The organism is Rhizobium sp. Root491 (assembly GCF_001427205.1).
Classification (GTDB): Bacteria; Pseudomonadota; Alphaproteobacteria; order Rhizobiales; family Rhizobiaceae; genus Agrobacterium; species Agrobacterium tumefaciens.
This window is the reverse complement of sequence record NZ_LMFF01000017.1, coordinates 352,187-365,541: the sequence shown is the minus strand read 5'-3', so window position 1 is coordinate 365,541 and position 13,355 is coordinate 352,187. Positions and strand designations below refer to the sequence as shown.

The window sequence follows — 13,355 nt, the reverse complement described above, 5'->3', positions numbered from 1 at the left end:
AAGGTCGTGGCGGACGGGCGCGATCCGTTTCCTCCCGCCGAGGGTCAGATGCCAAGCGAGCGTTTCAGGCCGGTTAGGTTTTTCATGCGTGCCGTGCGCTGCTCGTCGGCTCCGGCAATCAGGCTGCAGAGGGTGAATTCCATCAGCGCAACGAGCTGCAGCAGGCCTTGTCCGCCGGTCTGGGTGTGCGGCATGGCAAGACAGATATCGGCGCTTTCCGGTCCCCATTCATAGAACCGGGTGGTGATCAACAGGGTTCTGTAGCCGCTCTTTCGCGCCGTCGCAGAAAGGCTCTGCAAGGGCGTGATGCTGCCGCCGCAATCCATGAGGATGAGAAGCGCTTCTGCGGGATCGAAGTCCCAAAGGGCGATATAGGCGGCGCTGTCGCTGCCGAGGAAGTGCACGCGTCTGCGATACTCCAGCAACCGCCCGTGAAAGTGCCTTCCAGTGCCAAGGCCTTCCGGTGACGTTGCCAGAAAAACATCTGCCGCCGAAGCGATCTCGCTCATGGCGACGCGCCATATCGGCTGGTCCGTCATTTCGAAAGCAGCCTGAATGGCCTGGATCTGTTGGGAAAGGAGTTGCGAAAACGGATTGGACTTCTGATCGCCGCTTTCAACAATAGCGGGCTGGTCCACGCCAGCGGTCTCTTCGGCGTGGCGCAGATCGATGCGAATATCGCTGAATTGCCTGTATCCGAGCGAGCGCAGAAAACGGCCAACCGTCATCGGACTGAGACTGAGCTTGGCAGCCAGTGTCTGCGCCGTCTCAAACGGCAATTCGTCCAGATGCTCGATCAGATATTTGGCGATCTTGCGCTCTGAAGGCGTACCGGCCTTCATGGCACGGGTCAGATTCAACAGTAGCTGTTCCACCAACGCCTCATTCTTTTATATTTATGAACGATGATGCATCCGCGCGCCCGGGCGAGCGTGCGAACCGCGACTTGTCGGTGGGGGCGAGCTTTTCCGGCCTTGTCCTCCACCGGACCGGAATGCGAATTCTAATAGATAGATTATTATATTTTAGAGACGTCTTTTATTCAAGGGAAATTCCATCAGCGGTTTAATTCCTAACAGCGACGTCTTCATTCCTGTCTTGCGGAGCGGATGGGCGGCGCCTATCTCTCCTGAACGCCGGTTTAAAACGCGAGAGGCGTCACAGGAGTTCCGAATGATTTTTAATGCGGCGAGGCTTGCCTTCAGCAATCTTTTTGCCACCGAGACCCGGTCGGTGTTCTGGAAGGTTTTGGGGCTGACGCTTCTGGTGCTGGCAGCGCTGTGGTTCGCCATCCGCTCTGTCTTCATCTATTTCGCCTTGCCGTGGGTGGATACGCTGATCCCCAGCGTGCCTGACTGGGCGGGATGGCTGACTTTCGTTTTCGCCATCTTCGCCGGGATCGGGCTGGCCTTGGCGTTGGCCTTGCTGATCTCGCCGGTCACTGCCGTTATTGCCGGATTGTTTCTCGACGATGTCGCCGAAGTCGTGGAGAAAAAGACCTATCCCGATGATCCGCCGGGCAAGGCGATGCCCATCGGTGAGGCCGTGGTGTCATCGATCAAGTTCTTTGGCGTCGTCATTGCCGGCAACCTGATTGCGCTTTTGTTGCTGCTGGTGCCGGGCGTCAACCTCATCGCCTTTTTTCTGGTGAACGGTTATCTGCTGGGCCGGGAGTTCTTCGAATTTGCGGCCATGCGTTTCCGCTCGCCCGCTGACGCGCGGCTGTTCCGGCTGAAACACCGCACAACCGTGTTCATGGCCGGGCTGGTGATTGCAGCGTTCCTTGCAATCCCCTTCCTCAACCTTCTGACGCCGCTTTTTGCGGCTTCGATGATGGTGCATCTGCACAAGGCCGTCAGCCGGCGCGATCCGTCATTCGCCGCTGGCCGCACCGAACAATTGCGCGGGTAGTTCCACCAGCGGAGCTGGAATATCGAAGGTCTTTTCCGGTGACTTGCAAATATCGGCAATCACGCAGCGCTCGCATTCCGGTTTGCGCGCCTTGCAGCAATAACGCCCGTGCAGGATCAGCCAGTGATGGGCATGGAACAGATATTCTTCGGGAATGATGCGGACGAGCCGGTCTTCCACTTCATCCGGGGTTTTCCCCGGCGCAAGACAGAGCCGGTTGGCAATACGAAAAACATGGGTGTCCACGGCGAGTGTGGGCACACCGAAGGCCATCGACATCACCACATTGGCCGTCTTGCGGCCGACGCCGGGCAGGGTCACCAGCTCCTCGCGCGTCCTCGGCACCTCACCGCCGAAATTGTCGATCAGCATCTGTGACAAAGCGATAACGTTCTTGGCCTTGTTGCGGTAAAGCCCGATGGTCTTGATATGGCCGATCAGCTCCTCCTCGCCAAGTGCCAGCATTTTTTCCGGCGTATCGGCCACCTTGAACAGCGCCCGCGTCGCCCGGTTTACGCCCACATCGGTCGCCTGCGCCGAAAGCGCCACGGCCACCAGCAGGGTAAAGGGGTTGGTATGTTCCAGCTCGCCTTTCGGCTCCGGCCGCTGAATGGAGAAACGGCGGAAGATCTCGTTCAACTCGTTCTTCGAATAGATCGTCTTCACACGCGCCGGTCTGCGGGCGGATGTCGCATTTGACTTTTTCAATGTTTGGGTGCTGGATCGTTTTTTGGCGACTGTCATGACCTATCTATAGCCAGCCCGCCCTGAGGAAATCAACGTGGATACGCTCAACGATCAGCCGATTTTTGCGGCGGAACTCGTTCCGCACCGTTCGCTCGGAAGAAGGGGTTTCCGGCTGCTTCTCGCCTTGTCCGGGCTTGCCTGCTTCCTCCATGGCGGCTTTTTCCTCACCACTGGCGCATGGCCCGTCGGCCTGTTCCTCGGGCTGGATTTTCTGCTGCTTTATGTCGCCTTTCGCGCCAATTACCGGGCAGCGAAGGCGCGGGAAGAGGTGAGCGTCTCGCGCACCAGCCTGTCTATCCGCAAATTCTCCCCGACTGGCCGCGTCGTCGAGCATCGTTTCAACCCCTTCTGGGCCCGCTTCAGGGTTCAGCGGCACGAGGAAATCGGCATCGTCTCCATGCATGTAACGGGTGAAGGCAAGGCAACGGATATCGGCTCGTTTCTCAATCCGGATGACCGGGAAAGCTTCGCCAAGGCTTTCGGCGGTGCGTTGGCGACGGTGCGGCGGATGTGAGCGGATAATTCCGCTTAAAACCCGTCAATCGGCTCGAGGCCGGTATCTCGGCAGAAACTGAGTACGGCGCAAGAAACGGGTGGAGACCGACGCGCTTTGATGGTTTTCTGTGAGGCGTTAGGAGACATGCGATGAACGCCAATATCATGCTGAATGAAGACATCACCCCCATCGGTTCGGATTACGATACTGTGCGCGGGGTTATCGAGCTTTTGACGCTGGATTATCGCGACCAGCCCTCCCTTGAAGCCATCGCCGCAAGGCTCGGCCAGTCGCCGACGCAATTGCAGAAGACCTTCACCCGCTGGGCCGGTCTTTCCCCCAAGGCGTTTTTGCAGGCCGTAACGCTCGATCATGCCAAAAGGCTGTTGCGCGAAGAGGATCTGCCGCTGCTGGAAACCTCGATCGAGGTCGGCATGTCTGGGCCCGGCCGCCTGCACGATCTGTTCGTCACCCACGAGGCCATGTCTCCAGGCGAATGGAAGGCCAAGGGCGGTGGGTTGACGATCCGGTACGGTTTCCATGTTTCACCCTTCGGTCTTGCATTGGTCATGGTGACCGATCGCGGTCTTGCCGGCTGCGCTTTCGCCGATCCCGGCGAGGAAAGAGCCTGTTTCGAGGACATGGCAGGTCGCTGGCCGAATGCGGATTATGTCGAGGATCGTGAAGCCACCGCGCCCTATGCCGCACGTATTTTCGAACCGACGCTGTGGTCGGCGTACCGGCCATTGCGGGTCGTGCTGCTCGGCACGGATTTTCAGGTGCGGGTATGGGAAAGCCTTCTGAAAATTCCCATGGGCCGCGCCGTTACCTATTCGCACATCGCCTGCGATATCGGCCAGCCAACTGCCTCTCGTGCGGTCGGTGCAGCCGTTGGCGCGAACCCGGTCTCCTTCGTCGTTCCTTGCCATCGCGCTGTGGGAAAAAGCGGGGCGCTCACGGGTTATCACTGGGGCCTTACCCGCAAACGGGCGATGTTAGGATGGGAAACGGGGAAGGTGTGAGGCAGCTCTCCCTCATCCCTGTGACAAGCGCATGAATGAGGAACTGCCTGGGTCGCCTGTCGAGGCCTAAACCAGTTCCATCAACGCTCTGGCCGCCGCCTCGTCTGTAATCAGCGTATTGCACCCGATGCGCTTGATGGTGGCGCGGATGGCGATGGCGCGGTGGGCCCCGCCGGAGGCGAGCACGATGTGTTTGGCCTTGCGCAGCGTGTCTAGATCGATCGCCATGGCGCGCTCGTTGATCGGGTGATCGACGGAGCGGCCTTCCGCGTCGATGAAGTTGAACATGGTGTCGCAGACGCAGCCGGCATCGATGAGTTCCTGAAGCGTTTCCTTCGAAATGAAACCTTCCGAAAGCGAAGTGGAATGCGGGCCGATATCGCCGCAGGATACGATGGCGAGGTCGAGCGTTTCGGCCAGATCATAAAGCGTGGCAAGTCCGCATTTCTCAATCAGCGCCCGTTTGGTCTCGACGGAGTCCACCAGCAGCGGTGCAAGGAACATGTAACATTCCGCCCCAAGCGCGCTTGCCAGCCGCCAGGTGTAATCAAGCGGGTTTGTCTGGTGCACGGCGACGATACCGCCGAGCAGCGAGACGACCTTGCAGTTTTCCCGGCGCGGCGGGCGAAAGCTGGATAGCGAGGCGGTCATGGTGCGGCCCCAGCCGACGCCGATGGTGGCGTCGTTCGGCACCGCTTCGGAAAGGAATTGCCCGAGCGCCAGGCCAACGGCCTTGGCTGTGCCTTCGGCATTCGCCTTGCCGGGAGATGGGCCGGGGGAGGGAATGATCACCGCCTCATCCAGCCCATAAGCTGCCTCCAGCCTGCCGGCCAGTTCGACGAAATCCTCGATGCCCTCGTTGATCCAGATCTGTACTTCGGAGCGTTTCATCGCCTCGTCCAGAAGGCGTATGACGGTGGAGCGGCTGATGCCGAGCTTCTCGGCGACATCTTTCTGCGTCAAACCCTGATTATAGTAGAGCCATGCGGCACGCAGCCTCAGCGAAGCCGCTTCCGAATAGGCCGTATGGGTTTCTCTTCTCAGTTTCGCCACGGTTTTTGTCACTCTCTTTATGGGGCGGAGTATCGCAGGCATGAAACTTATGTCAATTGCGATGCGCAAATGTCTTGACTTTCGACCTTGCCGCTTGCGATAGTCGGAGCCGGACAAAACCGTGATTTCGGCCTTGGGCGCACCATGGTGCGGGAACGAAAAGACGGCTGTGCAAGTTTACAAGAGATCATGAAGGATCATTCGCCATGACGTCCAAACTCGAACAACTTCGCGCTATCACCACGGTCGTTGCCGATACCGGCGACATCGAGGCGGTTGCGCGCCTGAAGCCGGTGGATTGCACCACCAACCCCACCATCGTTCTGAAGGCGCTCGGCACCCCCGCTTTCGCGGATGCGGTGAAGGAAGCCGTTGCCTGGGGCAAGAAACAGGGCGGCCAGTCTGACGCTGTCGTTGCGGCCGTTGCCGACCGTCTTGCCATTTCCGTCGGTGCGGCCCTTGCAGGTCTGGTTCCCGGCCGCGTATCGACGGAAGTCGATGCCGACCTGTCCTTCGACACACAGGCCTCCATTACCAAGGCACGCCACATCATCGCCTCCTACAAGGAGCGCGGTATCGAGCGTGAACGCATCCTCATCAAGCTGGCTTCCACATGGGAAGGCATCAAGGCTGCGGAAGTCCTGCAGTCCGAGGGCATCGACTGCAACCTGACTCTGCTGTTCTCGCAGGCACAGGCCATCGCCTGCGCGGAAGCCAAAGCTTTCCTCATCTCGCCCTTCGTCGGCCGCATCCTCGACTGGTACAAGAAGTCGACCGGCGAGACCTACACTGCCGAGACCGATCCGGGCGTCGTTTCGGTGCGCAGCATCTACAATTATTACAAGGCCAATGGCATCGGCACCGTCGTCATGGGCGCATCGTTCCGTAATGTCGGCGAGATCGAAGCGCTTGCCGGTTGCGACCGCCTGACGATCAGCCCGGCGCTGCTGGAAGAGCTGGACAAGGACACCGGCACGCTTGAGCGCAAGCTTTCGCCCGACAATGTGAAGGCCGAGCCGCTGCAGTCGCTTGATGAAAAGGCGTTCCGCTGGGCAATGAACGAAGACGCGATGGCAACCGAGAAGCTCTCGGAAGGCATCCGCCTGTTCGCCAAGGATCTGGTAACGCTGCGCGAAATGGTCCGCAAGGAACTGACGCTGGCTGCCGCCTGATAACAAAAAGGGGAACCATCCCGGTCCCCTTTGCGTTTAAGATACAGAAATCTCCAGTCACTTTAAACGCGATCGGTCCCTGCCGGTCGCGTTTTTTTGTGCGTCTCAGATGGTTCCCTGACCCGTCGCCACTTCGGAAATGCGCCTTGCCGCATCGCGGATCAGTACCTCGCAGGCCTCGCGCGTCGGGGCCTTGCCGCCAAGCGGGGTGATATAGGGGCAGGTGATGACGGCAAGTGCGGTACCATCAAGTGTCAGCACGGGGGCGGAGATATTGCGCACGCCTGCGGTCTGCATGCTGTCCATAGATTCGAAACCATTCCTGCGAACTTCCGCCAGCCGCTCCTCAAGGTCTGAAGGCTCGGTTTCCCCGCCACCGCGCACCTGCTCGGTGATCATGATCTTGCGCTGTACCTCGTTCTGGAAGGCCAGCAGCACATGACCGGAGCCGGTCTGGAAGAGGCTCATCTGCGCGCCCACCCGCATGGACATCGCCCAATAGGTGGAGGACTCCTGTTGGGCGATGACGACAACACTGCCGCGGTCGTAAACGGCCAGATGACAGGCCTGCTCGGCGCTTGCGGAAAAATCGCGCATCACCGGGGCTGCAAAAGAGACCAGCCGGCGCACCGGCGCGTGAAAATGTGCGAGCCCGAACATTTTCAGCGTCAGCGAAAACCGGTCACCCTCCAGCCGCTGTACGTAACCACGGCGCACCAGGCGGTCCAGCATGCGGTAAAGCTCGTTCGGGGTTTTGCCTATGGCCTTGGCAATCTCGATCTGCGTCAGCCCGCCATCCGTGCGGGCGAGAAGCTCGAGAATGTCCAGACCCTTGTCGAGGGCGGGGGCGCGATATCTTTCGCTGTCGTCTTCGGTCATCTTGCCTCGGTGGCGTTTTGCAGGATTGCCTGGCGGGAAATGCACTTTTTAAATACCGTTGCCGCACGCTGCCCTTTTGCGCAAGCCTGCTTGACGTTACATGAATACCGCGTTTACATATGAATTGTCGATCCATATTTGAGATCAATGAAATTCACTGGCGAAATTCAGCGGCTCGGCCCCAGCGGGCGGGTGCGCCGTAGCGGGAGGCTATTCATGGTGCAGGATTTTAACGGGCGGACAGTGGTGATCACCGCAGCCGGCCAGGGTATCGGCCGTGCGACGGCGGAGCGATTCATATCGCTCGGCGCGCGCGTCATCGCCACTGATATCAACGAGCAGGCGCTCTCGACCCTGAAAGGTGCGGAAACGCGGGTTCTGAACGTGCTGGATGGCGATGGTGTGAAGGCTTTTGCTGCCGATATCGGCCATGCGGATGTTCTGTTCAACTGTGCCGGTTTCGTTCATTCCGGCACCATTCTCGATTGCGAGGAAAAGGACTGGGATTTCTCCTTCGACCTCAATGCCAAGGCCATGTACCGCACCTGCCGCGCCTTTCTGCCAGGCATGCTGGAAAAGGGTAAGGGCGCAATCGTCAACATGTCCTCCGTCGCATCCAGCGTAAAGGGCGTGCCGAACCGTTTCGCCTACACCGCCTCCAAGGCGGCTGTTGTCGGTTTGACCAAGGCAATTGCTGCTGATTTCGTCACCAAGGGTATTCGCTGCAACGCCATTTGCCCAGGCACAGTGGATAGCCCGTCCTTGCACGACCGCCTGCGCGCCACCGGCAATTACGAGCAGGCCCTGGCCGACTTCATTGCCCGCCAGCCTATGGGCCGCATTGCCACGCCGGAAGAAATCGCCGCACTCGTCACCTATCTCGCTTCGGACGAGGCAGGTTTCACCACTGGCCAGATCCATGTGATCGACGGTGGCTGGACAGGCTGATAATTCTATACGGGAGAGAGGAGAAGGCGACCGGCCCAAAAGCCGGTCGCCTTTTTTGTTACGCCACCACGCTTCCAGCGATCAGTGCAAGCACGAGGAAGACCAGGAAGATCACGACGGCGATGAAGAACAGGATACGGGCAATGCCCGACGCCGCTGCCGAAATGCCGGTAAAGCCGAATACGCCCGCGATCAACGAAATAACAAAGAAAATAAGAGCCCATTTCAGCATGGAGCTTCCCCTTTCGCTTAATTTTCATGAGTTTGCCGCTTGAGGGCAAGCTCATGAAAATGACGCGCAAAAGGGGAAAATGTTCCACGCGCCCGCAAAAATCGTTCTTTTACACCACCGTTTCATTGGCGGCGTCGATCCGGCGGGCCTTGAGGCTGGTGCGAATGAATGTCGCGACGAATGCCAGGCTCATGAACAGTACAATGGTCGGGGCTGGCGCGCTGTCGATCAGGAAGCTTAGCCATATTCCTGCAAGCGAAGAGAGAACCGCAACCGAGATGGCGACCAGGAGCATGGCGGAAAAGCGCCGCGCCAGCAGGAAGGCGATGGCGCCGGGGGTGACCAGCATTGCGACGGAGAGGATGATACCCACAGCCTTCAGCGCGCCGACCACGGCAAGCGACAAAACCATCAGCAGACCGTAATGCAGGAGGCGAACGGGCAGGCCGATTGCCTTGGCATGCTGCGGATCGAAGGCATTGACCAGCAGGTCTTTGCGCAGCACCCCGAGAAACAGGGTGGCAAAAAGCGCGATCAGCCCGGTCTCCAGCATGTCTGAAGGCGCAATGCCCAGCATGTCGCCGAAGAGGATGTGATCCAGATGCATGTCGCTCTGCACCTTCACGTAAAGCACCAGCCCCAGCCCGAACATGCCGGAAAAGACGATGCCGAGCACAGTGTCTTCCTTGATGCGGCTGTTTTCCTTGATGAAACCGGTTCCGAGAGCGCAGATCATACCGGCGGTGAAGGCGCCGATGGAAAGGGGAATTCCGACAATGTAGGCAATCACCACGCCGGGCAGCACGGCGTGCGAAACCGCGTCCCCCATCAGCGACCAGCCCTTCAGCACCAGAAAACACGAGAGCATGGCCATCGGCACGGCAATCATCAGGGTGATGATGAAGGCATATTGCATGAAGGGCAGCAGAAACGGCAGGATGGCGAGTTCGAGATATTCGCTCATTGCGCTTCTCCCAGTGCCTTGCGCGCTTTGGCGCGCGAAGCGAGCAGCCCGTGTTTGGGTGCAAACACGAAAGCGGAAAGGAAGATCGCTGTTTGCAGCACGACGATAACGCCGCCGGTGGCGCCGTCGAGGAAGTAGCTGAGATAAGCGCCGACGAAGCTGGTGGTCGCGCCGATCACGAGGCTCATCAGGATCAACCGCTCGAAACGGTCGGTCAGAAGATAGGCGGTCGCGCCTGGTGTCACCACCATGGCAACGACAAGGAAGGCGCCGACGGTTTGAAGGGCTGCAACCGTGGAGGCGGCAAGCAGGGTGAAGAAGATCACTTTCAGCACTTCCGGTTTCAGCCCCACTGTACGCGCATGGTTCTCATCGAAGAACACCACCATGAAGTCGCGCCATTTCAGCGCCAGTACGATGAGGCTGATGCCGCCGATCAGTGCAAGCTGGATCGTGTCTTCGGTGGTAATTGCCAGAATATTGCCAAGCACGATGGTCTGGATATTGATCGAGGTGGGCGACAGCGACACCATGAACAGCCCCAGCCCGAAGAACGAGGTGAAGATCAGGCCGATGATTGCGTCTTCCTTGAGCCGGGTTTTCTGATTGAGGAACAGCATCGAGCCAGCCGCAAGCCCGCCGGAAAGAAAGGCGCCGAGCGAAAAGGGCAGCCCCAGCATATAAGCGCCCGCAACGCCGGGAACGATGGCGTGCGAGAGCGCATCGCCGATCAGCGACCAGCCCTTTAGCATAAGATAAGCGGAAAGAAAGCCGCAGACGCCGCCCACAAGTGCGCTGACCCAGATGGCGTTCAGCATGTAGCCATAGGTGAAAGGCTCAAGAAGGCTGTTTATCATCGGCTTTTTCCTTCGGAGCCTGCGGATTTTGTCCGTTCTGGCCGTTCTTTCCGTAGATCACGAAAGGCCGCTCATCGTCGGTAATCACCTTCACCCGGCGCGGATCGGCATCATCATGCAGTTCGGCCCCGCCGAGAACGAAGTGGCGCAAGCTGCCGCCAAAGGCTTTTTGCAGGTTCTCTTCGTTAAAGGTGTCCGCTGTTTTGCCCGACGCGAGAACGGTACCCTTGACGAAGACGGCGCGATCGCAGAATTCCGGTACGCTGCCGAGATTATGGGTGGAAACCAGCATGACGCGGCCCTCGTCACGCAGTGCCTTCAACAGCGCGACGATCTGTTCTTCCGTCGTCACGTCGACGCCGGTGAAGGGTTCATCCAGCAGGATAACCTGACCTTCCTGCGCCAGCGCGCGGGCCAGAAACACCCGCTTCTTCTGTCCGCCGGAAAGCTCGCCGATCTGCCGCTTGCGATAATCAAGCATATTGACGCGCGTCAGCGCTCTCTCGACCATCTCGTGATCGTGTTTCGACGGAATACGGAAGAAGTTCATGTGGCCGTAACGGCCCATCATCACCACATCCTCAACCAGTACGGGAAAACTCCAGTCCACCTCTTCAGCTTGCGGCACATAGGCGACGAGGTTTTTTCTGAGTGCATCCTTCACGGGTAGGTCGAAAATAGAGACAGAACCGGCGGCCAGCGGCACAAAACCCATGATTGCCTTGAAAATCGTGGACTTGCCGGCGCCGTTGACGCCGACAAGTGCAGTGATCGTACCGCGTGGAATGGAAAAGCTGGCATTTCTTAATGCGGTGTGGCCGTTGCGATAGGTCACTGTCGCATTTTGAACCGTCAGGCCGCCGCCGCTTTTTTTGCTGCCCATTCTCATGAAGACAGTCCTTTGGCGATGGTGCTGCTCGTCACGCGCAGCAGGTCGAGATAGGTCGGAACAGGGCCGTCGGCCTCGCTCAGCGAATCCACGTAGAGTATGCCGCCATAGGCCGCTCCGGTTTCCTTGGCCACCTGCCGGGCGGGATCGGCGGAAACCGTGCTTTCACTGAAGATGACTTGAATATTATGTTCGCGCATGGCGTCGATCACGCCGCGCACCTGTTGCGGCGTACCCTGGCTGTCGGCATTGACCGGCCACAGGAACAGTTCCTTCAGCCCGAAATCCCGGGCGAGATAGGAGAACGCCCCTTCGCTCGTTACCAACCAACGCTTGTTCTCAGGAAGAGCGGAAAGCTCATCGCGGATGGGCTGCACGGTGGCACGGATCTTGTCGGAATAGGCCTTGGCATTGGCGGCGTAAATCTCGGCGTGGGCGGGATCTATTCCAGCGAGTCCCTTGCGGATATTTTCCACATAGATCAAGGCGTTATCGGGTGACATCCAGGCGTGCGGGTTGGGTTTCCCCTGATACGCCCCGCCATTGATCGCCATCGGTTCGATGCCGTCGCTGACAGTCACATCAGGCACGCCTGAAAGATTGGCCAGAAACTTCTCGAACCACAATTCCAGATTGAGGCCGTTGCGCAGCACCAGATCGGCCTTGCGGGCCTTGAGAATGTCGCGCGGCGTCGGCTGGTAGTTGTGAATTTCAGCGCCTGGCTTGGTGATGCTCTCCACCTCTGCCGCATCGCCCGCCACATTGCGCGCCATATCGGCAATGATCGTGAAGGTGGTCACCACCTTCGGTTTTTCCTGCGCGACAGCCGCAGCAGGCAGGAAAAGCGAAAAAGCAAAAAGGGCATGGCGGATTTTATGGAGATTCACGTCTGTCACCGATTTTTGTTGCGATCAACTCGCAACACCATCCGTCATGGAAACACACTTGTCAACGCTATTGCAAATCATTCGCAATTTAGCGGATTTCAAAAATGTCTGAAAATGGTGCGCTTTTGCCCGCTCGGCGCCGGGGGGATTAAACTTTTTTCAATGAGAAAGCGGCACTATCGCAAGGCTCGGACAACGAGGTCCCGAGCTTATCCCGCGTGTGTTCCTCATCCTTCGAGCCACGTTCCGGGGTGAGGGCGATAGGCGGGGTACTGAATGTCAGGATTTTGCGCGTGAAGGCTGTATTCGGACGAATGCGGTTTTCGCGCAAACTCGTTATGATCGGAGGCGGGATCCTGCTTTTGGCGGGTGCGACCGGTTCTGCTGCCGTGTTTATCGGCAGCGAGCGGCTGCTCGGGTCCACCTATGCCTCCGCGAACGGGCTTTCCTGCGACGCAGTCCAGACAGTCAACATCCGCAAGAACGGTTCCCTGTGGGTCCGCAAATTCATTCGTACTGACGGCGGCAACGGCACGGACCGGTTGAAAACGGCGCTGCGTGTCGCCAGGGCAGTTTACGACAAACAGAAGCCTGATCTGGTCCAGGTTTCCGTGCTGGATAAAAACGGCCCGCAATTGCGCTCGGAAATGCGCGGCCGCGCCATCGCGGCCCAGGTGGTCTTCATTGCCGACCCGGCGAAAATTCCCGAAGGCGCCGATGCCCAGCGTTATTCCGCCTTTTATTACGATGGTGCATCAAACGGCAGCGGCCAGTTTTACGGGCTGCGCATCGATCTGCCGCTGGAAGATGCCGAAGCAATGGCCGCAAGCCTGAGCGATGCCGCCGACTGCGCAACCCCCGCTTCGGACGCCGCACCCGAAGGGCATGGCGGAAAAGCCGCAAAAGGCTCGGGCGGACACGGCGAAACCAAGGGCGAAGGCGGCGGCGGCCACGACGCTGCGCCGGCGCAAACGCATGAGGGCGGACCCGGTGCGGAAGCCCACGGCGAACCCGTAGCCGACGAAGAACTGCTGACCTCGACCCCGGAAGCCGATGGCGGCAGCATCCTCAGCATCAGCTATCTGAAATCACTGATCTTCGGAAAAGGCACAACGACCGCGCAGGCGGCGGAAGAGAAGCTGGCTGAGGGTGAGGTTGCGCCTGCCGAAGAGCCGGGCGCGGCAAAGGCGAAGGCGGGGCATTAGGAGCGTTTGAGCTCTTGCTGACACCTCGGAATTAAAACCATCTGGAAAATTGATACGGCTGTGCCGACGTTTGTAAAATATCGTCGCAGCGCC

General features: G+C 58.9%; 15 protein-coding genes. 6 read left to right on the top strand and 9 right to left on the bottom strand.

What is annotated here, in order from left to right; genetic code table 11:
* Nucleotides 1-44: 44 nt before the first annotated feature.
* Complete coding sequence (locus ASD46_RS21770; protein ID WP_025595058.1) at nt 45-878, bottom strand: MurR/RpiR family transcriptional regulator; 834 nt, start codon at nt 876-878, stop codon at nt 45-47.
* Between the two features lie 295 nt (nt 879-1,173).
* Here ASD46_RS21770 and ASD46_RS21765 point away from each other — a divergent pair, with 295 nt between their 5' ends.
* Nucleotides 1,174-1,911, top strand: coding sequence for a sulfate transporter family protein (locus tag ASD46_RS21765; RefSeq protein ID WP_003516176.1), 738 nt, complete (start codon nt 1,174-1,176; stop codon nt 1,909-1,911).
* Here ASD46_RS21765 and nth read toward each other — a convergent pair.
* Entirely contained in the window at nt 1,873-2,655 is a 783-nt protein-coding gene (gene nth / locus ASD46_RS21760) for an endonuclease III (RefSeq protein ID WP_013762310.1), read from the bottom strand. The genes ASD46_RS21765 and nth overlap by 39 nt on opposite strands.
* A 37-nt stretch (nt 2,656-2,692) precedes the next feature.
* Between nth and ASD46_RS21755 the strand changes: the two genes are divergently transcribed.
* Complete coding sequence (locus ASD46_RS21755) at nt 2,693-3,172, top strand: DUF2244 domain-containing protein (RefSeq protein ID WP_013762311.1); 480 nt, start codon at nt 2,693-2,695, stop codon at nt 3,170-3,172.
* 131 nt (nt 3,173-3,303) lie between these two features.
* The gene (locus ASD46_RS21750) at nt 3,304-4,176 is read left to right on the top strand and encodes a methylated-DNA--[protein]-cysteine S-methyltransferase (RefSeq protein ID WP_060642671.1); all 873 of its coding nucleotides are present in this window, start codon (nt 3,304-3,306) and stop codon (nt 4,174-4,176) included.
* Nucleotides 4,177-4,242: 66 nt separating this feature from the next.
* Here the strand turns inward: ASD46_RS21750 and ASD46_RS21745 are convergent, their stop codons facing one another.
* Entirely contained in the window at nt 4,243-5,229 is a 987-nt protein-coding gene (locus ASD46_RS21745; RefSeq protein WP_003516185.1) for a sugar-binding transcriptional regulator, read from the bottom strand.
* 206 nt (nt 5,230-5,435) lie between these two features.
* On the opposite strand from ASD46_RS21745, the gene tal reads away from it, so the two are divergent.
* A complete protein-coding gene (gene tal, locus ASD46_RS21740; RefSeq protein WP_013762313.1) occupies nt 5,436-6,401 on the top strand; it encodes a transaldolase in 966 nt (321 codons plus the stop codon).
* 105 nt (nt 6,402-6,506) lie between these two features.
* On the opposite strand, the gene ASD46_RS21735 is transcribed toward tal, so the two are convergent.
* Nucleotides 6,507-7,280, bottom strand: coding sequence for an IclR family transcriptional regulator (locus ASD46_RS21735; RefSeq protein ID WP_003516189.1), 774 nt, complete (start codon nt 7,278-7,280; stop codon nt 6,507-6,509).
* 216 nt (nt 7,281-7,496) lie between these two features.
* On the opposite strand from ASD46_RS21735, the gene ASD46_RS21730 reads away from it, so the two are divergent.
* The gene (locus ASD46_RS21730) at nt 7,497-8,228 is read left to right on the top strand and encodes an SDR family oxidoreductase (protein ID WP_013762314.1); all 732 of its coding nucleotides are present in this window, start codon (nt 7,497-7,499) and stop codon (nt 8,226-8,228) included.
* Between the two features lie 58 nt (nt 8,229-8,286).
* Here ASD46_RS21730 and ASD46_RS21725 read toward each other — a convergent pair whose 3' ends face one another.
* The 5 genes from ASD46_RS21725 to ASD46_RS21705 form a co-directional block, all read right to left on the bottom strand.
* Nucleotides 8,287-8,460, bottom strand: coding sequence for a DUF1328 domain-containing protein (locus ASD46_RS21725; RefSeq protein WP_003516193.1), 174 nt, complete (start codon nt 8,458-8,460; stop codon nt 8,287-8,289).
* Between the two features lie 109 nt (nt 8,461-8,569).
* Entirely contained in the window at nt 8,570-9,424 is an 855-nt protein-coding gene (locus tag ASD46_RS21720) for a metal ABC transporter permease (protein ID WP_060642670.1), read from the bottom strand.
* Complete coding sequence (locus tag ASD46_RS21715) at nt 9,421-10,281, bottom strand: metal ABC transporter permease (protein WP_003516197.1); 861 nt, start codon at nt 10,279-10,281, stop codon at nt 9,421-9,423. Before ASD46_RS21715 ends, ASD46_RS21720 begins: the two co-directional genes overlap by 4 nt.
* Entirely contained in the window at nt 10,262-11,170 is a 909-nt protein-coding gene (locus ASD46_RS21710; RefSeq protein ID WP_025595056.1) for a manganese/iron ABC transporter ATP-binding protein, read from the bottom strand. The genes ASD46_RS21715 and ASD46_RS21710 overlap by 20 nt, the downstream gene beginning before the upstream one ends.
* Entirely contained in the window at nt 11,167-12,057 is an 891-nt protein-coding gene (locus ASD46_RS21705; RefSeq protein ID WP_013762318.1) for a metal ABC transporter substrate-binding protein, read from the bottom strand. The genes ASD46_RS21710 and ASD46_RS21705 overlap by 4 nt, the downstream gene beginning before the upstream one ends.
* A 314-nt stretch (nt 12,058-12,371) precedes the next feature.
* On the opposite strand from ASD46_RS21705, the gene ASD46_RS21700 reads away from it, so the two are divergent.
* Nucleotides 12,372-13,262, top strand: coding sequence for a hypothetical protein (locus ASD46_RS21700; RefSeq protein WP_025595055.1), 891 nt, complete (start codon nt 12,372-12,374; stop codon nt 13,260-13,262).
* Nucleotides 13,263-13,355: the final 93 nt, after the last annotated feature.